The organism is Pectinatus frisingensis, assembly GCF_015732285.1.
Taxonomy (GTDB): Bacteria; Bacillota; Negativicutes; order Selenomonadales; family Selenomonadaceae; genus Pectinatus; species Pectinatus frisingensis.
On the sequence record NZ_WIQU01000007.1, the window covers coordinates 55,676 to 78,982 of the forward strand.

Genomic DNA, 23,307 nt, shown 5'->3' on the forward strand with positions numbered 1-23,307 from the left:
CTGCTTTAAAGTCATTTTTTAGGTACGATTTCCATATTATAAGGATGGCATATTTTTGACAATAATTGCTGTCCCTTTTTTGGGGCATCGGTATCTATTTTGGTAGAGATTTCCCAGTTGCCGCTGATGGGATTTCTTATTATCTGTACAGCGGTATTGTAAGCATATCCCAGCAATGGTTCGGTAAAGACCTGTTTAGCATTTCCATCGGCAACAATTTGTCCTTTACCCAGTAGTAAAAGACGACTGCAATATTTTGCTGCTAAATTTAATTCATGGACAACCATTAAGATGGTTTTTCCCATCTGTGCCAATTCTTTAGTGAGACGAAAAATTTCTTCTTGATAAACCATATCCAGACCGGTTGTCGGTTCATCTAAAAACAACAGTGGAGTTTGCTGCGCCAGCACTTTTGCCAGTAGAATGCGTTGCCTTTGCCCACCGGATATTTCACTGATGGGAACATCGGCCAGATCAGTTGTCCCTGTATAGGACATACATTCCATTGCAAGATTTTCATCATATGCATTTTCCTTTTGCCACCATTTAAGATAAGGATAGCGGCCTAAGAGGACAATATCCTTACCTGTGTAGCCAAAATCTATATTAATATTTTGCTGCAGATAGGCAACCATTCGGGCCATTTGTTTTTCTGTAAAACTGCTTATATCGGAACCAAAATATCTGATTGTGCCTTTTTGTGATGGCAGTAATCCACGCAGAGTTTTCAATAAGGTGCTTTTACCAGATCCATTACAGCCGATTATGCCAATAATTTCACCTGGAGAAACGGTTATATTAATATTTTTTATTATTTGTCGATTACCATACCCGATGCTTAAATTTTTAATATCAATAATTGTATTCATGATGTAAATCCTTTAAGAAATTATATTAATGTCTGATCTTTTTATTTACTGCAATATAGCACACATTACGACAAAGTGCAAAATTTTAAAAAATTACAGTACGGACTTATATTGTATGTGCTCCCAAAAGTAGTTTCACTGCAATGTAAGCCTTTGTTGAAAAGATTATAAAATTGGCGTTTATTTGGTTAGAAATTCATTTCGTAACCAATCATGAAATTTATCGGTGTGGAATAGTAAGGAGTGGAAGCTGAATGTGTTACGATATCATCTCGGTCAAGAATATTATTTATGGTGAGAGTGGCAGTCTGACTGGAGTCAAACGCATATTTAAAGTTGAAATTAGTTAATAAATATGGCTTGCAGTCAGTAGGATAAGCATTATCAGGTGAATTTACCCGATCAAATAAATAGACGGCATTTATTCCGGCAGTAATTTTATCTTTATGATAATTTGTTCCGCCGTTAAGCTGCCATCTGCCATATTCGCGTGCCCAGGTTCCACGTAAAGCCCGTCCCATGGCATTGGTACCTTTGGGATTGTTTTCCGGATTGCTAAAGACAATTCCCCAGTTGTAATTCCAGCCACCATTTCCCTTGATGGTATCGGTTATTTCGATACCGGTATTGCGGGCATCTTCATTGGAATAAGTAACCTTGGAGGTACCGATGGTGGCAGTAATGTTATCTTTTATATTTTGGTGGAATAATACAGTCTGCCAATTGTGTGCTCCTTGTGTCTTTTTCCAACCAATTTCATAATGCAGTCCTTTTTGTGGTTTAAGATCAGCAGTGCCGGCCAAAGTATTGCCAGATTGATTTAAAGTTGGCATTTTAAAAGATTGACCTGCGCTGATGTATATACTTTCATTAGAATTTAATTTATGGATGAATTGACTTTGACCACTGAAATTTGTAAAGTTTTGTTTGTCAGGGCCACCGGCAGTCCATGATTCCCGGCCACTTAAAAGGAAAGTATTACTATTACTCAATTTGTATTCCCACTGACCGTAGGCAGAATAATTGTTTCGGGAGATATCATAGTAATTTTGAGAAAGAGATGAGGTGCTCGGTGCAGAAAAAAAATCATGTTCTGTCTTGCTGTATTTTTCTTTTTGGTAACTCAGACCAAATAACAGGCTGTTATTGATAAATTGCCATTTTTTATTTATATCAAGCCCCATATTATAATTGGATTCTTTGCTGTCGTCAGCTTCGTAACCAACTTTACCCTTGGCGGATTTATCATAAAATGATTTTGAATTATGACGGCGTCCGTTGTAGTAAAAATTACCGGACAGGCCGTTATTTTTATAATTTATTTGGAAAAAATCACGGGTGGTATTATAATTATCACTCTGATTTTTTGTTCCTTTACCTACTAATGGAGTGAAATATCCCACACGAGAATTGTTGTGGTTGTAAAATAGTGACCAGTTATCATCAATGGTATAATTTAAGGATATATTATTTTTTTCTGAGCCATTAAAGTCTTTGTCGTTAGAAGCAATATTGTTTATATGTCCCCATTTTTGATAATTGTACCCAATTCCTAATTTATCTTGTTGTATATTAATGCTGTGTTCTTGCTGGCCCATATTGCCCCAGCTGGTTTTAACAGAGTTGTTTCGCTGTTTTTTGGTAATAATATTTATAACACCACCCACTGCATCACTGCCATATAGAACAGAACCACCGCCGCGTACTATTTCTACACGCTCCACATCATTCAGAGGAATGTCTGATAAATTATATGAGCCTCTTATATTGAGTGGAGCACCATTGATCAGTATCAATGCTTCCGCACCGCGAATCAGTACCTTTGAGCGCATATTACCCATGCTGTTGCCGCCGGGTCCATAATCTAAATAAACGATACCTGCAGTATATTTGAGTGCTTCCTGCAAATTGTTTGCACCGGTATTAGCCAGCTGCTGAGCTGTCAAAGTTTCTGTGTCAGCAGGAATGTCGATATTTTTTTTGTGATAACGCAAGGCTGTCACACTCACGTTTTCCAACGCAACTGCCGGAGCAGTGCTGTCATCAGCGCTGCTGTCGGCAGCCGTATCAGCATAGGCATTCGGATAACTACTGTTTATAATGCAAACAGTAGTTAAAAATATAAAACTTTTTTTCAATTTTTTTCCCCTTACAATAAAAATAAAAAAATTAACTTTGCAAAAAAATTAAGGCTATTCCCAGTGAGAAATAGCCTTAAACATAACAAAAGCTGGCTTGAAAAGCCAGTGAATAGTGTACAATAAGATATTGCACTTAATTCCCCTCCCTATCACTCGCAGGTTTTAATGGTGACTGTTGAATAAGCAGTTCTTCTGACTTCAGTTCATCGCTAGACCAGCCTTCTCGGATTTCTCCAATGACATTTTTGGCTTTGCTCCCTGTTACAGCGGCGTGACCGTACCGGCTTTATACCGGTTTTTCTATTAAGTCCCATAGGACACTTATTCCTGAAATATGAAATTTTTCTGAAACACTTTCATATTATAACATAATAAAGTAAAAATGAATAGCTGTTATCAATAATATGATTTACAATATCAATATTTAGTATAAGCTTTTGCTCTTGACAAGGAGAGGAAAGCTTTATATCATGTAATATAGATTTGTTATATAAACTATAATTATTCAATAATAAAATACAGTGAACAGGTGCGGGTACGCTTAATAGAGAAGTGCGGTAATACACCGCTGCGGTCACGCCGCTGTAAAGGGAAATCATGTTGTAATTAAAGTCACTGGGAAACTGGGAAGGCGCAACGTGGTAATGATCCAGAGCCAGAAGAACTGCCTGTTTGAAGATCACCATCTAACCTGCGAGTGATAGGGAGGGGATTATTTTTGGGCAGTAATGAATTCAGTATAGATTTTGCCTTTAAGAAGCATATTCCTTTGGGAGTGTGCTTTTTTCAGTTGGGGGAATCTGTATGCGGGTGACGAAATATCGTAAAACAGGCCTTTTCTGGTCATTGACAATACATGTTATTTTATTTATGCTATTAGCATTCGGAGGTTTTTTTTCGAATTTGCACCATGTTTATGCCACAGATGATAATATCTATACTATTGATGATAGTGATAGATCAGCCGGCGGCGGAAACAGCGGCGGTGGTGGTGTCAGCGGTGGCGGGGAAGCTTCTTTTTCCAGCAGCGATATAGTCTTGTCAAATAATGATGTGGATAAAATTGATAAAACTGTTAAAAAAGAGGAGACTGATGATAACTTCCAAAAAGAAAAACTGCTTAAGCATATGGAAGGTACAATTGGAGTTGGTAATGGCTCCAGTAGTTCAACAGGCACTGCTGTTGGCAGTGGTACAGGAACTGGCAATGGAGTTGGAACCGGCAGCGGATCTGGTTCTGGCAGTGGTTCCGGCAATGGAACTGGAACTGGTAATGGATCTGGCAACGGTAATGGTGGTGGCAGTGGTTCCGGTGATGATGGAAGTAAATTGAAAGTTACCGTTCCGCCCAGGCCTCAGTATACGCCGAAACCTGATTATCCGGAAGACATGCGTGAAGCAGATGAAGAAGGCTATGTTGTATTGCAGTTTGTTGTAAATACAGACGGCAGTGTGGCGAGTGTAACTGTTGTGGGGTCATCAGGACAAAGAGAATTTGAACAGGCGGCTTTGGCAGCGGGCAGACAATTTACTTTTTCACCCGGGGTTAATGCTTATAACGAATCAGTGCAATCCTATTATACACAGACAATTACTTTTCAATTGCATTAATGCATCTGGAAAGGCAACTATGAGGGGGATAATTTATGGATTTTATTATGCAGGGTGTCGGTTATTTTCATAAGGGCGGATTCGTCATGTACATACTGCTCTTATGTTCGATTTTTGTTATTTCCATTGCTATTGAAAGGGTATTTTATTTTTCTAAGGCTGACTCAGGAAGAAAATTTGCCGATAATTTTTATCGATTGATGGTTAATAATAAGATTGAGGAAGCTAAGAGACTGGCTGCACAAACAAAGGGTGATCTGGCAATGCTTTTGCATTCTGGAATGACGAGAACCGATAATAATTTTAAGATTGCGGCTTTCTTTGAAATTCAATCAGGGATTTCCCTGGCTAAATTTCGGTCGCGGCTTTATTATCTTAATGTAATAGTAACAATGGCGCCGCTGCTTGGACTTTTAGGAACTATCAGTGGCATGATATCAGCTTTCAGTATTTTTAATGTTCAGGAAGGTCAGGCACATGCGATAACCGGTGGTGTAGGTGAAGCTTTGATTGCAACAGCGATGGGGCTATGTGTGGCTGTGGTCTCATTAATTATTCATGCATATTTTACACAACGTGTGGATAATATCGTAACCGATATGGAGCAGTCTTTCTCATTGGTAGAAGCATATCGTAACAGAGGTGATTCCGATGCGTCTGCGTGATCGCCGTTCTTTTTCTAAACCGGAAGTAATGATTATACCGATGATCGACATAATGTTTTTTTTATTGGTATTTTTTATGCTTAGTACTTTGTATATGGTGAATATCAAGACAGTGCCGGTGAATATGCCTAAAACCGAAAATGCTGAGATGCAGGCACGGGTGAATTATTTGGTGACAATAAAAAAAGATGGTTCGCTTTATCTGGAGGATAAGCGTATTGCCGAAAAAGATTTGTTGGCACAGGCCCAGAAGGCAAAGCAGCAAAATCCTAATTTTGCTGTCGTGATACGTGCGGATAAGGATATGAATTATGATCAGCTCATGGGATTGCTTGATAGGCTTAAGGGCGCTGGGATAACCCGTTTTGGTCTGGCGTCGGATGCAAAATAATATGGGATAGGAGTATACATTAGCATAATTAAAAGCTGCCCCCCATAAGTTAGATTTTTAAAGCTAACTTATGGGGGGCAGCTCATTTTATGAGAATATATTTTTATCCTATATTATCAATAACGGCCTGTGTCATTTGCAGGGTATCAGCCTTTTTAAATCCTGTGCTGTAGATATCGGCTGTTCGATAGCCATCGGCTAAAGCCTTCTGTACTGCTACTTCTATATCTGCTGCTGCCGCCTCAGCTGAAAAGGAATGACGCAGCAGCATCGCAGCCGATAGGATAGTACCAAGGGGATTGGCAATACCCTTTCCTGCAATGTCAGGAGCTGATCCATGAATCGGTTCATAAAGACTGGTTCGTTCGCCGATGCTCGCTGATGGCATAAGACCAATGGAGCCACTTAAAACGGCAGCCTCATCACTCAATATATCACCAAAGAGGTTGCTGGTGACAATGACATCAAAGCGTGTCGGATTTATTGCCAGCTGCATTGAGCAATTATCAACGTACATATTGTCGAGCTGCACATCGGAATATTTTTCGGCTGTTTTAGCAGCTGTTTTTCTCCATAAGCGTGAAGTAGCCAGTACATTAGCCTTGTCTACGGAGGTCACCCTGCCTTTACGATTGCGGGCGGCAGTCAAGGCTAAAGCAACGATTCTTTCGACTTCAGGAATACTGTAATTTTCCAGATCCCAGGCGCGTGTAGTGCCTTCATATTCTTCAGATTCACATCTTTCACCAAAATAGATACCGCCGATAAGCTCCCGCACGATTAAAATATCGGTGCCACGAATTATACTGGGTTTCAATGGAGAATATTCCAGTAAAGCCTCCATTGCTTTTACCGGTCTTAAATTGGCATATAATCCTAATCCCTGCCGCAAACCTAATATGGCTTTTTCCGGACGCAGGGCAGGAGCAACATTGTCCCATTTGTCGCCGCCAACGGCACCGAAAAGCACTGCATCGGCAGCTTTGGCGGCAGCAAGTGTTTCAGCAGGCAGTGGTACACCAAATTTATCATAAGCTGTTCCACCAGCGTCATAATAAGAAAAATTTAATTGCCAGCTATACTTGCCGGCTATTTTTTTTAAAACATTTACGGCAGCAACAGTTATTTCCTTACCTATTCCATCACCGGGAATAACGACGATGTTTTTAGTCATTATGTTTGTTCTCCTTGATATAGTTGATGAGTCCGCCGGCTTTGGCAATGTCTTCGACGAATCCTGGCAGCGGGTGGGCTTGGAAAACATCACCGCTGGTAAGATTTTCTATTTTACCAGTCGATGTGTCTACACGTAATGTATCATTGCTTTTGATTTTGTTGACATCGTCACCAATTTCTAAGAGCGGTAAACCGATGTTTATACCATTGCGGTAAAATATGCGGGCAAAACTGGCAGCTATGATTACCGGTACACCACTGGTCTTGATGGCAATTGGAGCATGTTCACGCGATGAACCGCAGCCAAAATTTTTACCACCAACGATCATGTCTCCTTTTTTTACGTTTTCAGCGAAACTTTTATCTATATCTGCCATACAATGTGTGGCTAATTCCTGTGGATCAAATGAAATTAAATAGCGGGCCGGAATAATAACATCAGTATCTATATTATCTCCATAACGCCATACTTTTCCTTCTAATGCCATAATATCATGCCTTTCATTTTTATCGGTTATTATTTTAAATCGCTTGGCTGCGCTATTTTACCAAGAACAGCACTAGCGGCAGCTACCTGCGGACCAGCTAAATAAACTTCACTGTCGATGTGACCCATCCTGCCGCGAAAGTTGCGGTTTGTTGTTGATACGCAGCGTTCTCCAGCGGCTAATATACCCATGTGGGCGCCTAAACATGGTCCACAAGTTGGTGTGCTGACGGCAGCACCTGCTTCAATAAAGATGTCAATGTAACCTGCCCGCATAGATTGTTTGTATACCTGCTGACTGCCGGGAATTACGATACAGCGCACATTTTTATCAATGGTATGTCCTTTTAGTATATTGGCTGCAATTTTCATATCTTCAATACGTCCGTTAGTGCAGGAACCAATGACTACCTGATCAATTGGAATATTACCAATATCCGTAATTTTTTTTGTGTTGCCCGGTAAATGGGGAAAAGCCACTACTGGAACTAAATCAGATAAGTTTATGCGTACTGTTTGGCAGTACTGGGCATCCGGATCAGAATTAAATATCTTATAAGGAGCTTTAACCCGATCCTTTATATATATCAGAGTCGTTTCATCCACTGGGAAAATACCATTTTTACCACCGGCTTCAATCGCCATATTAGAAATGGTAAAACGATCGTCCATTGATAATGATTTTATGCCTTCTCCTGTAAATTCCAGTGCTTTGTAAAGAGCACCATCGACACCAATCATGCCGATTAGTGTAAGAATGACATCTTTACCGGTTATGTCGTGTGGTTTTTCGCCGGATAATTCTACCTTTATTGTTTCGGGCACCTTGAACCATGCCTTGCCGGTCGCCAGTCCCACTGCCAGATCAGTCGTTCCCACCCCGGTGGAAAAACCTCCTAATGCACCATAGGTGCAGGTATGTGAATCGGCACCGATTGTCAGCATCCCTGGTGCGACAATGCCTTTTTCCGGCAAAATTACGTGTTCGATGCCACCCCGGCCTACTTCAAAATAATTTATTATGTCGTGTTTATCAGCAAATTCACGTACTGACTTAGCCAATTGAGCTGATTTGATGTCTTTATTTGGGGTGAAATGATCCGGAATCAAAGCTATTTTTGTATTATCAAAAACTGGTCCGCCGATTTTATCGAATTCTTTGAATGACGGTGGTGCTGTTACATCATTCGCCAGCACCATATCAAGGCTGCAGGTTATCAATTGCCCGGCTGATACTTTCTCTACACCCGCATGAGCGGCAAGAATTTTTTCTGTCATATTCATTCCCATAAAAATCCTCCTGATAGTTAATCATTTTAAATTTTTCGTACAAATGCATAATATCAGCTTTTGTTTTGTGAGATTAGTTTGGAATAATAAAATTATAATAGTATTTCTAATCAAATGTTTGTAAAAATGTAAACATGCCTGTATGCAATGATAGTACATAATTAAATATTTTGTCAAGGCGTTATGTCTGTGAAAAGGTAGATAATGTATAAAAATATTATTTATATGCATTATTTTCATATTAATTTCATATTAAAGCGATAAAATATAAGTTAGTCTAGATTTATAAATACATTTTTGGCGGGTGACTGATTTGGAATGGGTTTATTTGATAGTAGCTGGTTTTTTAGAAATAACATGGGCTATATCATTAAAATATACAGAAGGTTTTACTTGTTTGCTGCCATCGCTGTTTACCGGGGCTGCCATGCTTGGCAGCGTATATTTATTGGATCTGTCGACAAAAAGCATTCCCATAGGGACTGCTTATGCCGTTTGGACCGGAATAGGGGCTGCTGGTACAGCGATAATGGGTATGATTTGGTTCGGAGAACCACATCAGGCAATGCGGCTGGTTTGCATAATGCTGATTATTGCCGGTGTCATTGGGTTAAAAATTAACATTTGACGCAATGCTGATATTTATATTCTTATTTTGAGGATGGTGCTTATATGACTAGTTCGGCTGTTTCAAAAAATTCCTTATGTGAAAGTGATGCAGATTTATGGGGATTTAATAATTTTACTGATGCCGCTGTCAATGAAGGATTTTTTTATGACATTTTAACAACGACGAAACCAGTGGGACCGACAATTACTTATAATGATGACGAATTCATAAATTTTGCCAGCATCAATATCCTTGATCTTCATCAAACTAAGGACGTACTTGAACATTTCCACGCTGCTGCTGATATTTATGGTCTTACAACAGGTGGCTCCCGAGTCACTCAGGGTGTGTGCGAAGCCCATAAAAAAATGGAAAATCATCTTTGTCTATTAAACGGTCAGGAACGGGCTATATCATTTGCCAGCGGTTTACTGGCAAATTTAGGCTTTATCAATGCAATGTCTTGCAAATTTCATTTTAGTGAAACATGTGAAATTGACAATTCTGATGCGATATTTGTGCTTGACCGTGATTGCCATTGGAGTTTATGGAAAGCGGCTTCCCATTTGAAATTTGGACAACAGTTGTTTTCATTTAAACACAATAATCCGGCAGATTTGCGAAAATTACTGGCAAGACTATCTGTAAAGCATGATAAAATTATTGTTGTATTTGAAAGTGTTTATTCAGCTGATGGCTCTATTGCTCCAATGAAAGAATTGTTTGATGCTTGTGAGCAATATCATGCGTTGAGTTATGTTGATGATGCTAATGGATTTTTAATATATGGCCCACAGAATCGTTTGTTTGTGAATGAATTTGCCCAGATGAAACGTGCTACCTTTAAAATGGTTTCTTTTTCCAAAGCTGTTGGAATGGAAGGTGGAGCTATTACTGGCCCGGAAAAATATATCCATGCTTTTGAAGTGTTGTCAGGAACATCACTTTTTACGGCTGCTATTCAACCGCCTACGGCCAGTACTATTGACTATATAATGTATAAACTTACTGCCCAGCCGGAAATTATGGACACTTATTTATCCCGTTCACTTGATTTGCGGCAGCGGTTGGCAGAAAGAAAACTTCAGTTGAATGAAGACCCGTCATATATTATTTCTGTGTTGATTGGACAGGATGAAAAAGCTGTAAAAGTATATGAGGAATTTTTAGAAGAAAAGATGATAGTACCTATGTTTCGTTATCCGGCGGTAAGACCGGATCATGCACTTATTCGCATTATGCTTAATGCCCATCATACAGAAGAACAAATTAATCGTTTTGTTGACGTTTTGTGCCGATTGCAAAAAAAATACGGTTTTTAGGAAAATAGTAATTTTTATCGTCAGTCTGCTATGGGCTGGCGATGTTTTTTGGTCAATTTGATGTAAGGGGTGTTCGGGGCAACTAAATATCCCCATATAAGATTTTTGTATTTTAATAGCTTATATGGGGATATTTAGTCATGTTTTTATAACAATAGAATTTGGATTTGGTGTATTATTTATTAAATACAGCAGCTATACCGCGAAATATATACATCACTGCGACTGCACCAGGATCTCGCCGGCCTATGGATTTTTCGCTGTAATAAGCAGCACGTCCGTGTACAGACTTTAAGTTTTTAGTATTTTCGGCACCTAGGCAGGTTGCTTTATAAGCATCTTGTTGGGCAGAAAACATATCCTTGTTTTTAACAGCGGCATTTTTTAGAGCATTAGCAGCAGGATAAAGTGCATCAAGCATTGTTTTATCTCCTACTTTGCTATTACCACGCTGCATTACACCATCAACAGCAGCTTGAGCCATATCAGACAAGTCATCTAAATCAAGAGAGGTTTTTCCCTTTGCTTTAGAACCTGCTTTTAATATACATGTTGAAATCAAGGTCCCCATTGTAGAAGGAACTGTAGAATTCATTTTCATGCCTAATTTCATAAGAAGTTTGCCTAAATCATCATCGGTAATGTTATCAAATTCATCACATATAGCTTTGAAGCCATTACACATAGTTAAACCAAGATCGCCATCACCCATTGAACCATCAAGTGCTATTAATTCTTCCTTGGCATCACTCATAGAAGAAAGAATGCTTTCAAAAATTTTTTTTAGTGTGTTTTTATTAATAGTTTCCATAAGTTTGTGACTCCTTAGCGGCTTTGTTCAAAAAAAGGTGAATAGCATTTGGCATCAATAAGAGGCAGCAGTTCTTCGTCTAATTTTAATATAGATATAGACATGCCGGCCATTTCAAGAGATGTAGCATATTCGCCTATATATTTCCGATGAATCTTAATATTTTTGCTGCTAAGGATCTGTTTTAATTTTCGGTAAGCAATATATAGTTCTTCCTTTGGAGTTGCACCTAAGCCGTTGACTATAACAGCTACAGTGTCATCACTTGCAAATGGTAAATCAGTTAAAATTTTATCGGTAAGTTTTTCTACTATTTTATCAATAGGCTGCAGCTTTGTTCTGGTTATACCGGGTTCTCCGTGGATACCCATGCCAATTTCCATCTCATCATCGGCAATTGCGAAAGTCGGGGTACCAACTTCAGGAACAGTACAGGATGTGAGGGCAACTCCCATGGTTCGGGTATTATCAACGGTTTTTTGGGCTATACGAGTTACTTCTTCTAAAGGTAACATTTTTTCAGCGGCAGCGCCGGCAGCTTTATATGCGAATAGCATTCCGGCTACGCCACGACGTTTATTTTCATTGCCTTTTTGCGCGGATGCCACATCATCACTTACTAATACTTCTGTAACTTTTATATTCTCAATTTCGTCTAAATCAGAGGCCATGCCAAAATTCATTATGTCACCGCCATATCTGCCATAAAGATGCAGAACACCGGCACCATTATTGATGGCCTTGTCCACTTCATGCATCGCTTCAGCGCTTGGTGAGGCAAACACATTGCCTACACTTACACCATCGGCCAGCCCTTGCCCAACATAGCCTAAAAATACAGGCAGATGACCGGAGCCACCACCGGTAGCTATAGCTACTTTGCCTGGCTTAGTACCGGCATCACTGCGGATAACACAATGCCAGCTGCCATTAACCAATTTCAAGCTTTCGGGATGAGCCGCGATTATACCCTCTATAGTTTCTTTAGCAAAATCTTTGGGATTATTTATAAGCTTTTTCATATAACTCGACCTTTCTTTAAAATTGGGCAGTCCACTAATGCAAAAATTATTTTGAAGTTCGTATATTTTTATCCAATAAAGTTATTTCTGCCGGATATTCCCATTTTTGCAATTCTGTATCTGGAACATACGGAGGTTCTTTACCATTATTAATTACTAAGGTATGATAATATATTTCAGCTAATTCCTCAACGTAGCTGGCTTTTAACAAGGCTTCTTTTAAAACTGTATCAACAGCTATCACTCCATGCGCCTGCATAAGAGCAACATCTGATTTTTTGAGTGCTTTTGCAGTATTTTTGGCTAACGAAAGGGTTCCAGGCCTGCCATAGTCTGCAATAGGAACAAATCCTTCTTTACATCCGAGACCTAAAATTTCATAGACAATAGCAGGAATAGGTTTTTTCAAGACAGAAAAGGCAGTGGCATAACGAGAGTGAGTATGGACAATGGCATTTATATTTGCATAGTGTTTATATATCTCCAAATGCATTAAACTTTCACTTGTAGGACGGCGCTGACTTGTTTCCGATTCTATGACTACAGCGTTTAAATCAAGTACTATTATATCGTGGTAAGTCATTTCCTCTCTGTCCATACCTGTTGGTGTAATACACACGTAATTTGTTTTAGTATCACGAATACTGAAGTTACCAGATCTATGTTTACAAAGACCGCTTCTATCTGCCTGCAGAGCATACTTTGCAACTTGTTTTTTTAGTTCTTCTAACATTTTTTTCATCCTTTCAGTAATGAATAATATTATTCTTTTTTACTCAACTGAGCATTGCTTTTTTTCATATAGATAAAATACCATACGAATAAAATGGCAAATACAGCTATTCCGGCAATACCGCTTATATCACCATTTAGAGCATGGACTATAGACCATCTGAATTCGGGAGCTTCTATTTGCATCCAAGAAATTAACTGGCCGGTTTGAGTTTGCAAAGTATGAGTGTCAGCGGCCATCTGGGTAATTTGAGGGGCAAATTGAGTAGCTACTACTAGGTAGGAGGGAGTGGCTATAATACACATTATAAACATACGAAGTAAATTTTTACGGGCAATAATCATAGCAGGGGGAGTTACAACAATATTTATTATGGATGCAAGTGGAATGAGTTTATTGAGACCCATTTGACTTAATCCAAAAGCAAGAATAAGCTCAATAGGTACTAGGACAATGGCAATTACCCATACTTCTGAACATCCGGCCAGAAATGGCCAGTCCAAGCCTATATAAAAGTCACGTCCTTTAAATTTGCTCTTCATAAACGTTCCTGCAGCATCAGCAATTGGGGCAAGTGCCTGCATGAATAATTTTGCCACCATAGGAAATAAAACCATAGCCGTAGCTACTGACATAGCTGTTATTAAAATATCTTTTATAGCATAGCCACCTAAAAATGCTATAAGGCCGCCAACAATGAATCCCATTATGCTGTTTTCGCCGAATATGCCGATGCGTTTTTTTAATTCAGCAGCATCAACGTTGACTTTGTTGATTCCAGGTACAAAGTCGAGTATTTTATTGATCAATGCGAGATATGGACCTTGAAGAAACATTGGATGTGTACAGGTAACACCAGGAATATTTGTAGCTTCATAGCAACGTTTTTGCACAAGATCGCCACTAATGAGTTCTAATATGACTTGGATGCCGCCAGCAACAAAGCCTAATACAACACTTCCCGTAATATAAGCTACTAGCGTGGCCGTGAGAATTTTTCCCCAAACATTCCATAAATCCACATTTAAACAATCTGTAAATTTCAATGCCAGCATTATTAAATTTATGATTATTTGCACAGGAAACATAAAAAGAGCAAATGGCCAGGCCCAGGCTATAGCGGATATAGGTGCCCATCCAACATCAATGGCCGTGAGTTGAAGACCGGTCCTTTGTACTAATGCTTGTGCAGCAGGACTAATACTGTTGAACATAAACCCTAAAACTACGTTCATTCCTGTAAAAGCTATACCTAAAGTAATACCTGATATGATGGCCTTCTTTATCTTCATTTTCACGCATAAACCGAGTATTATCATGATTACAGGAAGAAAAATGGCAGCACCAAGACCCAGTATATACTGTATAATGTCGTTAAACACAATGACTCCTCCTTTATATCAATAAATATATTGCATTATTTTTTTGATTGAGTGTATAATAAATGTGTGTGTATAAAACTCTTGCAGCTTATTATATAGCTGTAAGAGCTTTTTTATTTATTTCTTATTTTTTGATTAACTCTTTAAGCTTTTCAAACTCTTCCTCCATTCCTATACCTGTCAAAAAAGGTATTCCCTTGATGGTAGGAACATTCCAATTATTATCTTTTTCGGAAACAATTGAAATATAAATATCACATTGGTCGATTATGTTTTCCAAAGATTTGAAGTCAACAGCTTCAACTGAAACATCCAAATTTTCATCTTCACACATCGACTGTACTTTTGAGGCAACTGTTTGTGATGTTGCCACACCGGAACCGCAGGCTACGAAAATTCTTTTCATTTTAATCATCTTCCTTTAAAATAATATTTTGTTAAGTTTTTTGATCATGTCCATTTTATTATCGGTGTGATATATATCGGATAATTTTTCTTTGTCAGAAAAAATAGACATCAATTTACTTAATATCGATAAATGTCCTTTAGGATCTGTGATAGCCAGCATAAATACAAGCTGGGCATTTACATTATTATCGCTATTACCCATTTCTTTAAAAGTAACTGGGTCTTTCAGCGTAGCAACCAAAATTGTTGATTTTAAGACATGCGCTGGGTATGTATGAGGCATTGCTATTTTGACACCAGGAGTATTAAGCCCCGTAGGAAATTCTTGTTCACGTTTAATAACGGCTTGAGCATAACTGTTTTTCACATAACCATTTGCGTATAAAATTCCAGAAAACTTATTCAACAAATTTAACTGATCTGTTGCTTCATAATTTAAGAAAATAAGATTTTCATGTAGTATTGAATTATTCATGTTTTCTTCCTCCTTCTTATCTGTTAATATAAGCAAATCATGTGCCAAATTAGTGCATAACACTTACTATAATCAGGAAAACAGTGATTTTGTTGAATAATGGCTATGATTATATTATTTATTTTAATATGAAATGATATTAATTAAGTTCATACTATGCACTATATGAAAAAGAATTATTATTGCATAAAAAAACTAGTTAAATATATGATAATTTATTTATTTTTATGCACAATAAGTTATAATATATATTATATTCTTAATTTTATAATACAAATCTTAAAAGGAGGATACATTTAATGAAAAATATTGATACTATATTTCATTTTATTCAAAATAATCTATCTTATGAAAAATTTATTGAACAATTACAATTAAGGCAGACTCCAGGAATCAATGCAGAACAGGTTCAAGAGAAACTGGGAATAGTACGCAATAATGGCAGTACATTTTTAAATCAATTGTATAAAAAAAAGATGTTAACCAAGTTAAATACTCGTCCGGTATGTTTTGTACCACAAAACTTTATTTATAGATTTTGTGAAGAATACCATGTACCATTAAAAGATGTTTATAATCCTGATGAACTTTTTGAGATAATATCAGCCAATGCAGCCAATGACCCTTTTGAACAATTATTGGGACATGACGGCAGTCTTATACAGCAAGTTAGGCAGGCTAAAGCAGCAATTATTTATCCGCCAAAGGGATTACATACGTTAATATTAGGTCAAAGCGGTGTCGGAAAAACCACTTTTGCCGCGGCAATGCATTCATATGGTGCATATATTCGCAAGAAAACAGATAAAGAATATCCTTTTATTACATTTAATTGTGCAGACTATTTTAACAATCCACAACTATTATTGGCAAAGCTATTTGGGTATACTAAAAATGCATTTACAGGAGCCGATGAAGATAAAATAGGATTGGTAGAAAAAGCAAACGGAGGGATACTTTTTCTTGATGAAATTCATCGCCTGCCGCCTAATGGGCAAGAAATGCTTTTTTATCTTATGGATAAGGGGGAATACAGTCGTCTGGGTGAAAATACAGCAAGACATAAGGCAGATTTGTTAATTATCGGGGCTACCACGGAAAACCCGGAAAATATATTATTGTCAACTTTTATCAGACGGATTCCGGTAACTATAAAACTGCCATCATTTATGCAAAAACCTATAAGTGAACGTGTGGAAATTATCGATTATTTTTTCCGATATGAATCTTTGAATCTTAAGCAATCACTTAGTCTTGCTCCGGAAGTTCTGAAGGCATTGGCGGTTTATAGTTTTAGTACAGGCAATATAGGTCAGCTGCGTTCAGAAATAAAACTTTTATGTGCCAATGCTTTTTTGCAGAATTTGCAGGATAATAAATCATTTCATATAGATTTTCAAGCATTGAATGACAAAATAAAATCCAGTTTTTTTGATATTGCTAAACTGGATGAAGAAACAAAACAATATTTGAATATGTTTTCTGAAACTGTAATTATAACTCCGCATAAAAAAATTGATGATACACTGCTCGATCATCCGACAGAATTATACAATCAGATTACTGATCGATTAACCACTTTGCGTAGTCAGGGCATAAATAAGCATGTCATTCATGATTTACTGCAAAATGACATTGATAATTATTTCAGCAATCTTATGAAGGAAGTCGATGATTCAACAACTGATATTAATACGCTTTACAAGGTCGTTCCACGTGAAATAGTGGATGCAACGGTTAAGCTTGTCGAATTTGCCCAGCATCATCTATCTATAAATTTTAAGAATAAGTTTATATTTGGGCTTTGTTTTCATATCAATGCGTTATTAAAACGAACTAATAAAACACAGAAATTACCGATACCGCAATTATCGGAGATAAAAAAAGAACATCCCAAAGAGCTTCAGATAGCACATGAAATGGTAAAAAGACTTGAAATAAAATTTAATACGCCAATAAATAGCTATGAACAATGTTTTTTGGCATTGCTATTGGTTCAAAATAAAGAAAATGACAATGGCGAGCAGGATCGAATCGGTATAATAATCTGCTGCCATGGTGATACAACTGCCTCAAGCATAGCAAATGTGGCTAATACACTATTGAATACTACATGGTTGAAAGCAATCGACATGCCATTAACAGCCAGCATTGATAAAACTTATATGAAATTTCGCAGTATGGCTGTTTCCGTACATCGTAATAAAGGAATTTTATTACTTGTGGATATGGGATCACTCTACGACTTTGGCAAACGATTGCAACAGGAAACGGGCATAATGACTAAAGTCGTTGATAATATTTCTACACCGTTAGCTATTGAATTATTACGAAAAGTTCTTTACAAAACAAATGATCTTTCTACAATCTATCAATTTACTATAACACCATCTGAATCGGATACAGATAAGAAACCAGCAATACTTTCTCTTTGCATGACAGGTGAGGGTGCAAGTAAAATGGCATATGAGGTCATAAAAAATTTGTTACCGCCGGAATATTACGAGAAAGTTGACATAATCGTAACAAATTATTTTGATATAAAAGTTAACTATCCCAGATTACTTAAGAATAACACTTTTATTGCTGTTGTTGGTAATATAGATCCACAGCTTGGCATACCATATTTTCCGATTGGACAATTGCTTAATGAGGATAGTCAAAAAAGTTTCTTTAAGCTTATTGATAATGGATGCAAAAAAAATAAACAAGAACCAATTGAATTGAATGTTTATGGAAAAGCAAAGCTGTTATTAGAGCAATATGTCAGATACGTCAATCCTAAAACAGCTGTTAAAGATATAGAAAAATTTGTAGAAGATATTAATTATCCACTTGAATCGGAGGATAAACGATTGAATTTAGTCGTTCATCTTGGTTGTATGCTCGACCGCTGTGTACATCAGGATGCAATTTATTTTGATGACATTAGAAGTTATATTCATAGTCATAAACCTCTTTTTGAAACTATTCGGCTGGCGACAGACAATTTAGCCGCAAATTATGATATCAAAGTAAATGATGATGAAGTATGCTATATAATAAAAGTGCTTGAAACAAATTCGTAAATATATGTATTACTAGGTGTCAGTTAGTAAAATGTTAATTGATAATGACTGATTCCTGCTGTCTTTTTTTGCGGCCATGCAGCAAATAATATAAAAGCATGCTGAAAATAGCACCGCCGGCCATGAGCATATATAGGCCGCGGAATCCAATGGTTGGCACTAAAAGTCCCAGAAACAACGGACCAATACCCACACCACCATCGGTCAGAGAGAAAAATGTTGACGTCGCCAGTCCGACACGATGGGATGGTGATAATGTTATTGCAATGGCTTGACCACTTGACATAAAGGTACCGAACCCAAGCCCTAAAAGTCCACCGGCAGCTAAGAGAATAAAATTGTTATGGGCCTGGCTTAAAAGAATCATACCGATGGCGAAAACAAGAAAGGCGGGATACATGACAAAATTTTCGCCTTTTTTATCAAAAAGACGACCGGTTATTGGGCGAGAAAATAAAATGATGATGGAATAAACGATAAAAAAGGAACTGCCGGCACTGACTAAATCAATTTCTCTGGTATAGGGGGCAAGAAAACTGATTATGCTTGAGTAGAAGAATCCCAGTAACCCGCCAATGATAGCTATAGGTAAGGCTTTAAATTCGATAAAGTTATTGGCGGTGAAATTGCCGTGGCTGACTTTTGCAGAAGTGGTAAGAGGTTCAGCGTTAAGTTTTAGCAGTAATGCCGATAGAATGCTGACGGCCAATATTATGGCACATATGGCAAAAATTACTTGAAAGTTTATACGCTGACTCATGTATATACCGAGAAAAGGTCCTATGGCCGACGCCAGCGTGACGCTCATAGCATAGTATCCCACACCTTCACCGCGGCGTGATGCTGGAATAATGTGGGCGATTATTGTTCCTGTAGCTGTGGCTGCAATGCCAAATCCAATACCGTGCAGTGAACGAATAAGCAGTAAGAATGGAATATTATCAGCCCCAAAATATAAAAATGTCGTTATAAAATAAAGTACCAATCCTATCAGCAACATTCTTTTTTGGCCGATTTGTTCAATGGTTTTACCGGTAAATATACGTGAAAAAAGTGCGGTTAAAATAAAAATACCTGAAGCCAAACCAGCAACACCAGGGGATGCCTGCAGTGTATCCATCGCATAAATTGCAATGATTACAGTGAGTGTGTAATATACAAGATAAATAAAAAAATTGGCTATTGAATCCATTGTAAAATTTTTCGTCCATAATCGCGGTTCGCTCATTAACATTACCGTCCTTAATTAATATATCACTGATTTTTATAAAAGAAGACGATTTTTATTATAGCATTGAATAATTATATATTAAAATATATAATTAACTATATTACTTATTCCTTATAAGCTATAATTAATTTACCGGGAGAGTGATTATGGATATATTACAACTGAAATATTTTCGCGAAGTTGCCCAATCGGAAAGTATGACCAAGGCTGCTGAAAAATTGCATATAGCGCAGCCATCTCTGAGCAAGACCATTCTTCGGCTGGAAAAAGGCTTGGGAGTGGTTTTATTTGATCGTGTTGGAAAACGCATAAAGTTAAATGACTATGGAAAGCTTTTCCTTAAAAGAGTAGAGCGTGTTTTTAATGAACTGGATGCCGGGCAGCGGGAATTGGCGGACTTGGCCGGCATTGGGCAGGAACATGTTACACTGGGAGCATCTTCTTCACGGTTTTTGCCTAATCTTTTGAATGAGTTTCTTGTAGGGCATCCTCAGGTGAACTTTCGTTTGAGACATTTTGCCAGACAAGCAGAAATGCAGGAGCAGCTGCTTAATGGGCAGATAGATTTAAGCATTTTTTTCCTGCCGGTAATTCATCCGCAAATTCATTCGGAACCGTTAATCGATGAAGAAATATTTTTAGCGGTGCCGCCGAAACATCATTTAGCTGGCAGGAAAAGTATTCAGCTGCGAGAAGCAGCTGCCGAATCGTTTATCAGTTATACTGCCGATTCAGAGCTTTGGGATATTACTCATAATTTTTGTCGTCAGGCGGGATTTGAACCTGGCATCGTTTTCGAGATCGAAAGCTTGGAAGCAATCGCTACATTAGTTAATGCAGGATTAGGTGTTACTTTTTTACCGGCCTATTGGCGCCAAAGTGATATTTCTCATCTGCCGGTGCAGCTTCATATTGAAAATCCTGTTTGCCAACGAACTATTTGGCTGTCTTGGATCAAGGGGCGTTATATGTCACCTATAACAAATACTTTTAAAAATTTTGTCATACGGTATTTTTCCCGATAAAGCTTTAAAAATTTGGGAAAAAGTATTGATGAGCTTGACATAGTTTGCTTACAAATTCAACTGTTGTGTGGCATCTGCTAATTGATACAATGCTTTTTTTAATATTGGTCTTGGACAGGCGGCGTTGAGACGAACATATTGTGACAGTGAATTGCTGAACCAGCAGCCATCATCCAAAGCCAAATGTGCTTTATTTACCATAAAATTGTGCAATTGCTTTTTGTCTAACCCTAATTTTCGGCAATCCAGCAGAACAAGGTATGTCCCTTCAGGATAATTGGGTTTGACAGCGGGAATGTATTTAGCACAAAATTCATTAATGAACTTGAAATTGTTTTCGATATAATTTAATGCGGTTTCAAGCCACTTGGTGCCATGTTGGTAAGCTGCTTCGACGGCTATGAGGCTGAAACAGTTATTGCGCTGTAAATCGAGAGTATCCAGTACTTTAGCAAAAGTATTTTTTAATCCGGCATTAGGGAAGACTACTATTGATGCCTGCAATCCGGCTAAATTAAAAGTTTTGCTTGGGGATAAACAGGTGATGGTGTTTTGGCGAAATTGTTCTGATATGCTGGCTAAAGGTATATGTTTATGGGAATTGAAAGTTATATCACAATGAATTTCATCGGCAATTACCATTATATTGTATTTCAGGCAGATGTTGCCGAGTTTTATTAACTCATCTTTTTTCCATACCCGTCCGACAGGATTGTGCGGACTGCATAAAAGTAATAGTTTGGCACCGGCTTTAGCTTTTTCTTCCAGCTGTTCGTAATCCATTTCATAATGTCCGGCAATATTTTTTAAAGGATTTTCTACTAAAATACGATTGTTTTTTGCTATTACATCGAAAAAAGGATAATATACCGGCGGCTGGATAATTATTTTATCGCCTGGACAGGTTAAGGTTCGTATAAGCAGGCTTAGTGCGGTGACTACACCCGGAGTATGAAGCATAAGCTTTGGATCTGCTGACCAGTCATGTCTTTGCATCAACCAGCTGCCTACTGTTTTAAAATATGTTTGTGGCCTTGAGGTGTAACCAAATATTCCCTGCATGGCTCTTTTTTGCAGTGCTTCACTGATGGGAGCAGCTGTTTTAAAGTCCATATCGGCAATCCATAAGGGAATGAGATCATTCCTGCCAAATTTTTCGGTCAGTTCATCGTATTTAGCAGAAAAGTTGTTTTTTCTATCAATAATTTCATCAAAATTTGTCATATATTTTCTCCTTTGGTTTAAAATATATCTTTATTGCAGGGCTTGTTTTAAATCGGCAATGATATCTTCGCTAGATTCAATGCCAACGGATAATCGCAGCAATTTGTCAGTAATACCAAGTTTTTCTCGTACTGCTTCGGGGATATCCATGTGGGTTTGGCGTGCCGGAAATGTAATCAAGCTTTCCACACCACCCAGACTTTCGGCGAATTGGATAAAAGTTACTTTGTTTAGTATTTGTGGGACGAGAGCTGCATTGTCGACAGCAAAAGAAATTATGCCGCCATAACCGGAGGCCTGTTTATCATGGATTGTTTTACCAGGATGAGTGGGCAGCCCCGGATAATAAACTTGTGTAATATGTTTTTGGGTTTGCAGCCAGGCAGCAATTTTTTGGGCATTATCATTATGCTTTTGCATCCGTAATGCCAATGTTTTTAAACCGCGAATCAGCAGCCAGCTGTCAAAAGGACTTAAAATACTGCCGGTGGCATTTTGGATAAATTTAACTTTTTCGGATAACTGTTCACCACGTACAACTACAACTCCGCAGAGCAGATCATTGTGTCCGGCCAAATATTTAGTACCGCTGTGAATTACAATGTCTGCACCCAAATCCAAAGGCTTTTGAAAATAGGGAGTTAGGAAGGTGTTGTCGACAATGAGCTGTATGTTGCTACATTGGCAAATTTTGGCAATAGCGGCAATGTCAGCTATTTTCATTAGTGGATTGGTTGGGGTTTCAATAAATATGGCTTTGGTACTAGGAGTTATGCTTGATTCTATTGAAGATAGGGATGTTGTATCAACTGTTGAAAAATTTATGGAAAATTTGGCAAAAATATTTTGAAATATGCGATAGGTACCTCCGTAACAATCATCTGTGAGCAAAATATGGTCACCGGGTTTATATAATAACAGAACGGCTGTTATCGCAGCCATACCCGAAGGGAAAACAAAACCTGCTGTGCCGTTTTCTAATGAAGCCAGTCCGTCTTCTGCTACTTGACGCGTTGGATTTTTACTTCTGGTGTAATCATAGCCGGTACTTTGGCCTAAAGCCGGATGGGCAAAAGATGCCGTGTTGTAGATTGGTGTACTGATGGCACCAGTCTGTGGATCAGTATTGACGCCGATATGAACTATTTTTGATTCTAAATGCATAATCATGGACCTCCTTATAATAAAAAAAGGTTCTTTCAAAAATGAAAGAACCTGCCTTAAGTCTCTCATTTTTCAGGTTGTACCTGCAGGAATTGGCACCTTGCATTATAGCCGGTTGCCGGGCGTCATCGGGCCAGTCCCTCAGCCTCTCGTAATAAGAGTTAACATATGCAATTATAATGGATAACAGTTGTCTACAGGG

21 protein-coding genes and 3 riboswitches are annotated in these 23,307 nt (G+C 38.0%); of the genes, 7 read left to right on the plus strand and 14 right to left on the minus strand.

The features are described from left to right. Nucleotides 1–11: 11 nt before the first annotated feature. Together I6751_RS00590 and I6751_RS00595 are read right to left on the minus strand one after the other, a co-directional pair. A complete protein-coding gene (locus tag I6751_RS00590) occupies nucleotides 12–869 on the minus strand; it encodes an ABC transporter ATP-binding protein (RefSeq protein ID WP_196591460.1) in 858 nt (285 codons plus the stop codon). Between the two features lie 188 nt (nucleotides 870–1,057). Continuing rightward, the gene (locus tag I6751_RS00595; protein ID WP_196591461.1) at nucleotides 1,058–3,007 is read right to left on the minus strand and encodes a TonB-dependent receptor plug domain-containing protein; all 1,950 of its coding nucleotides are present in this window, start codon (nucleotides 3,005–3,007) and stop codon (nucleotides 1,058–1,060) included. Nucleotides 3,008–3,175: 168 nt separating this feature from the next. Beyond that, nucleotides 3,176–3,350: riboswitch (cobalamin riboswitch) on the minus strand. 170 nt (nucleotides 3,351–3,520) lie between these two features. Continuing rightward, nucleotides 3,521–3,696: riboswitch (cobalamin riboswitch) on the plus strand. A gap of 118 nt (nucleotides 3,697–3,814) precedes the next feature. On the opposite strand from I6751_RS00595, the gene I6751_RS00600 reads away from it, so the two are divergent. Genes I6751_RS00600 through I6751_RS00610 form a run of 3 tightly spaced genes read left to right on the plus strand, consistent with a single transcriptional unit; the run spans nucleotide 3,815 to nucleotide 5,677 of the window. Then, nucleotides 3,815–4,621 (plus strand): energy transducer TonB, encoded by an 807-nt coding sequence (locus I6751_RS00600; RefSeq protein WP_196591462.1) that lies wholly within the window; start codon nucleotides 3,815–3,817, stop codon nucleotides 4,619–4,621. Nucleotides 4,622–4,656: 35 nt separating this feature from the next. Further along, entirely contained in the window at nucleotides 4,657–5,286 is a 630-nt protein-coding gene (locus I6751_RS00605; RefSeq protein ID WP_196591463.1) for a MotA/TolQ/ExbB proton channel family protein, read from the plus strand. Further along, nucleotides 5,273–5,677 carry an ExbD/TolR family protein gene (locus tag I6751_RS00610; RefSeq protein WP_196591464.1) on the plus strand — a complete coding sequence of 135 codons (405 nt, stop codon included), beginning with the start codon at nucleotides 5,273–5,275 and terminating at the stop codon, nucleotides 5,675–5,677. Before I6751_RS00605 ends, I6751_RS00610 begins: the two co-directional genes overlap by 14 nt. Before the next feature lie 103 nt (nucleotides 5,678–5,780). Here I6751_RS00610 and leuB read toward each other — a convergent pair whose 3' ends face one another. The 3 genes from leuB to leuC are packed head-to-tail and all read right to left on the minus strand — an operon-like array spanning nucleotide 5,781 to nucleotide 8,630. After that, complete coding sequence (leuB, locus tag I6751_RS00615) at nucleotides 5,781–6,851, minus strand: 3-isopropylmalate dehydrogenase (RefSeq protein WP_196591465.1); 1,071 nt, start codon at nucleotides 6,849–6,851, stop codon at nucleotides 5,781–5,783. Continuing rightward, nucleotides 6,844–7,341, minus strand: a complete 498-nt coding sequence (locus I6751_RS00620) for a 3-isopropylmalate dehydratase small subunit (protein WP_196591466.1) — start codon at nucleotides 7,339–7,341, stop codon at nucleotides 6,844–6,846. Before I6751_RS00620 ends, leuB begins: the two co-directional genes overlap by 8 nt. 29 nt (nucleotides 7,342–7,370) lie before the next feature. Continuing rightward, a complete protein-coding gene (gene leuC, locus I6751_RS00625; RefSeq protein WP_196591467.1) occupies nucleotides 7,371–8,630 on the minus strand; it encodes a 3-isopropylmalate dehydratase large subunit in 1,260 nt (419 codons plus the stop codon). Between the two features lie 313 nt (nucleotides 8,631–8,943). Here leuC and I6751_RS00630 point away from each other — a divergent pair, with 313 nt between their 5' ends. After that, nucleotides 8,944–9,258, plus strand: a complete 315-nt coding sequence (locus I6751_RS00630; protein WP_196591468.1) for a DMT family transporter — start codon at nucleotides 8,944–8,946, stop codon at nucleotides 9,256–9,258. 44 nt (nucleotides 9,259–9,302) lie between these two features. After that, nucleotides 9,303–10,562: an aminotransferase class I/II-fold pyridoxal phosphate-dependent enzyme gene (locus tag I6751_RS00635; RefSeq protein WP_196591469.1), complete on the plus strand. Its 1,260-nt coding sequence runs from the start codon at nucleotides 9,303–9,305 to the stop codon at nucleotides 10,560–10,562. Nucleotides 10,563–10,737: 175 nt separating this feature from the next. On the opposite strand, the gene dhaL is transcribed toward I6751_RS00635, so the two are convergent. The 6 genes from dhaL to I6751_RS00665 form a co-directional block, all read right to left on the minus strand. Beyond that, nucleotides 10,738–11,373, minus strand: coding sequence for a dihydroxyacetone kinase subunit DhaL (gene dhaL / locus I6751_RS00640; RefSeq protein WP_196591470.1), 636 nt, complete (start codon nucleotides 11,371–11,373; stop codon nucleotides 10,738–10,740). A 14-nt stretch (nucleotides 11,374–11,387) separates the two neighbouring features. Beyond that, entirely contained in the window at nucleotides 11,388–12,395 is a 1,008-nt protein-coding gene (locus tag I6751_RS00645; RefSeq protein ID WP_196591471.1) for a dihydroxyacetone kinase subunit DhaK, read from the minus strand. Nucleotides 12,396–12,441: 46 nt separating this feature from the next. Further along, on the minus strand, nucleotides 12,442–13,128 hold the full coding sequence (locus I6751_RS00650; RefSeq protein ID WP_196591472.1) for a class II aldolase/adducin family protein: 687 nt from the start codon (nucleotides 13,126–13,128) through the stop codon (nucleotides 12,442–12,444). Between the two features lie 29 nt (nucleotides 13,129–13,157). Continuing rightward, the gene (locus I6751_RS00655) at nucleotides 13,158–14,510 is read right to left on the minus strand and encodes a PTS galactitol transporter subunit IIC (protein WP_196591473.1); all 1,353 of its coding nucleotides are present in this window, start codon (nucleotides 14,508–14,510) and stop codon (nucleotides 13,158–13,160) included. Between the two features lie 124 nt (nucleotides 14,511–14,634). Beyond that, complete coding sequence (locus I6751_RS00660; protein ID WP_196591474.1) at nucleotides 14,635–14,916, minus strand: PTS sugar transporter subunit IIB; 282 nt, start codon at nucleotides 14,914–14,916, stop codon at nucleotides 14,635–14,637. A 15-nt stretch (nucleotides 14,917–14,931) separates the two neighbouring features. After that, a complete protein-coding gene (locus I6751_RS00665; RefSeq protein ID WP_196591475.1) occupies nucleotides 14,932–15,393 on the minus strand; it encodes a PTS sugar transporter subunit IIA in 462 nt (153 codons plus the stop codon). Between the two features lie 299 nt (nucleotides 15,394–15,692). Here I6751_RS00665 and I6751_RS00670 point away from each other — a divergent pair, with 299 nt between their 5' ends. After that, on the plus strand, nucleotides 15,693–18,461 hold the full coding sequence (locus I6751_RS00670) for a sigma 54-interacting transcriptional regulator (protein WP_196591476.1): 2,769 nt from the start codon (nucleotides 15,693–15,695) through the stop codon (nucleotides 18,459–18,461). 34 nt (nucleotides 18,462–18,495) lie between these two features. Here the strand turns inward: I6751_RS00670 and I6751_RS00675 are convergent, their stop codons facing one another. Then, nucleotides 18,496–19,689, minus strand: coding sequence for an MFS transporter (locus I6751_RS00675; RefSeq protein ID WP_196591477.1), 1,194 nt, complete (start codon nucleotides 19,687–19,689; stop codon nucleotides 18,496–18,498). Nucleotides 19,690–19,838: 149 nt separating this feature from the next. Here I6751_RS00675 and I6751_RS00680 point away from each other — a divergent pair, with 149 nt between their 5' ends. Next, the gene (locus I6751_RS00680; RefSeq protein ID WP_196591478.1) at nucleotides 19,839–20,717 is read left to right on the plus strand and encodes a LysR family transcriptional regulator; all 879 of its coding nucleotides are present in this window, start codon (nucleotides 19,839–19,841) and stop codon (nucleotides 20,715–20,717) included. A 48-nt stretch (nucleotides 20,718–20,765) separates the two neighbouring features. Here the strand turns inward: I6751_RS00680 and I6751_RS00685 are convergent, their stop codons facing one another. Further along, nucleotides 20,766–21,941, minus strand: a complete 1,176-nt coding sequence (locus I6751_RS00685; protein ID WP_196591479.1) for a MalY/PatB family protein — start codon at nucleotides 21,939–21,941, stop codon at nucleotides 20,766–20,768. Between the two features lie 30 nt (nucleotides 21,942–21,971). Then, the gene (locus tag I6751_RS00690; RefSeq protein WP_330998631.1) at nucleotides 21,972–23,105 is read right to left on the minus strand and encodes a trans-sulfuration enzyme family protein; all 1,134 of its coding nucleotides are present in this window, start codon (nucleotides 23,103–23,105) and stop codon (nucleotides 21,972–21,974) included. 62 nt (nucleotides 23,106–23,167) lie between these two features. Then, nucleotides 23,168–23,266, minus strand: a riboswitch (SAM riboswitch). Between the last annotated feature and the right edge of the window lie 41 nt (nucleotides 23,267–23,307).

Bases quoted from the DNA above. Each gene is read 5' to 3' on its own strand.
- I6751_RS00650 (WP_196591472.1), bottom strand. From the start codon at position 13,128: ATGTTAGAAGAACTAAAAAAACAAGTTGCAAAGTATGCTCTGCAGGCA.
- I6751_RS00610 (WP_196591464.1), top strand. From the start codon at position 5,273: ATGCGTCTGCGTGATCGCCGTTCTTTTTCTAAACCGGAAGTAATGATT.
- I6751_RS00590 (WP_196591460.1), bottom strand. From the start codon at position 869: ATGAATACAATTATTGATATTAAAAATTTAAGCATCGGGTATGGTAAT.
- I6751_RS00635 (WP_196591469.1), top strand. From the start codon at position 9,303: ATGACTAGTTCGGCTGTTTCAAAAAATTCCTTATGTGAAAGTGATGCA.
- I6751_RS00670 (WP_196591476.1), top strand. From the start codon at position 15,693: ATGAAAAATATTGATACTATATTTCATTTTATTCAAAATAATCTATCT.
- I6751_RS00680 (WP_196591478.1), top strand. From the start codon at position 19,839: ATGGATATATTACAACTGAAATATTTTCGCGAAGTTGCCCAATCGGAA.
- leuC (WP_196591467.1), bottom strand. From the start codon at position 8,630: ATGGGAATGAATATGACAGAAAAAATTCTTGCCGCTCATGCGGGTGTA.
- I6751_RS00605 (WP_196591463.1), top strand. From the start codon at position 4,657: ATGGATTTTATTATGCAGGGTGTCGGTTATTTTCATAAGGGCGGATTC.
- I6751_RS00675 (WP_196591477.1), bottom strand. From the start codon at position 19,689: ATGAGCGAACCGCGATTATGGACGAAAAATTTTACAATGGATTCAATA.
- I6751_RS00690 (WP_330998631.1), bottom strand. From the start codon at position 23,105: ATGCATTTAGAATCAAAAATAGTTCATATCGGCGTCAATACTGATCCA.
- dhaL (WP_196591470.1), bottom strand. From the start codon at position 11,373: ATGGAAACTATTAATAAAAACACACTAAAAAAAATTTTTGAAAGCATT.
- I6751_RS00600 (WP_196591462.1), top strand. From the start codon at position 3,815: ATGCGGGTGACGAAATATCGTAAAACAGGCCTTTTCTGGTCATTGACA.
- I6751_RS00665 (WP_196591475.1), bottom strand. From the start codon at position 15,393: ATGAATAATTCAATACTACATGAAAATCTTATTTTCTTAAATTATGAA.
- I6751_RS00620 (WP_196591466.1), bottom strand. From the start codon at position 7,341: ATGGCATTAGAAGGAAAAGTATGGCGTTATGGAGATAATATAGATACT.
- I6751_RS00685 (WP_196591479.1), bottom strand. From the start codon at position 21,941: ATGACAAATTTTGATGAAATTATTGATAGAAAAAACAACTTTTCTGCT.
- I6751_RS00660 (WP_196591474.1), bottom strand. From the start codon at position 14,916: ATGAAAAGAATTTTCGTAGCCTGCGGTTCCGGTGTGGCAACATCACAA.
- leuB (WP_196591465.1), bottom strand. From the start codon at position 6,851: ATGACTAAAAACATCGTCGTTATTCCCGGTGATGGAATAGGTAAGGAA.
- I6751_RS00645 (WP_196591471.1), bottom strand. From the start codon at position 12,395: ATGAAAAAGCTTATAAATAATCCCAAAGATTTTGCTAAAGAAACTATA.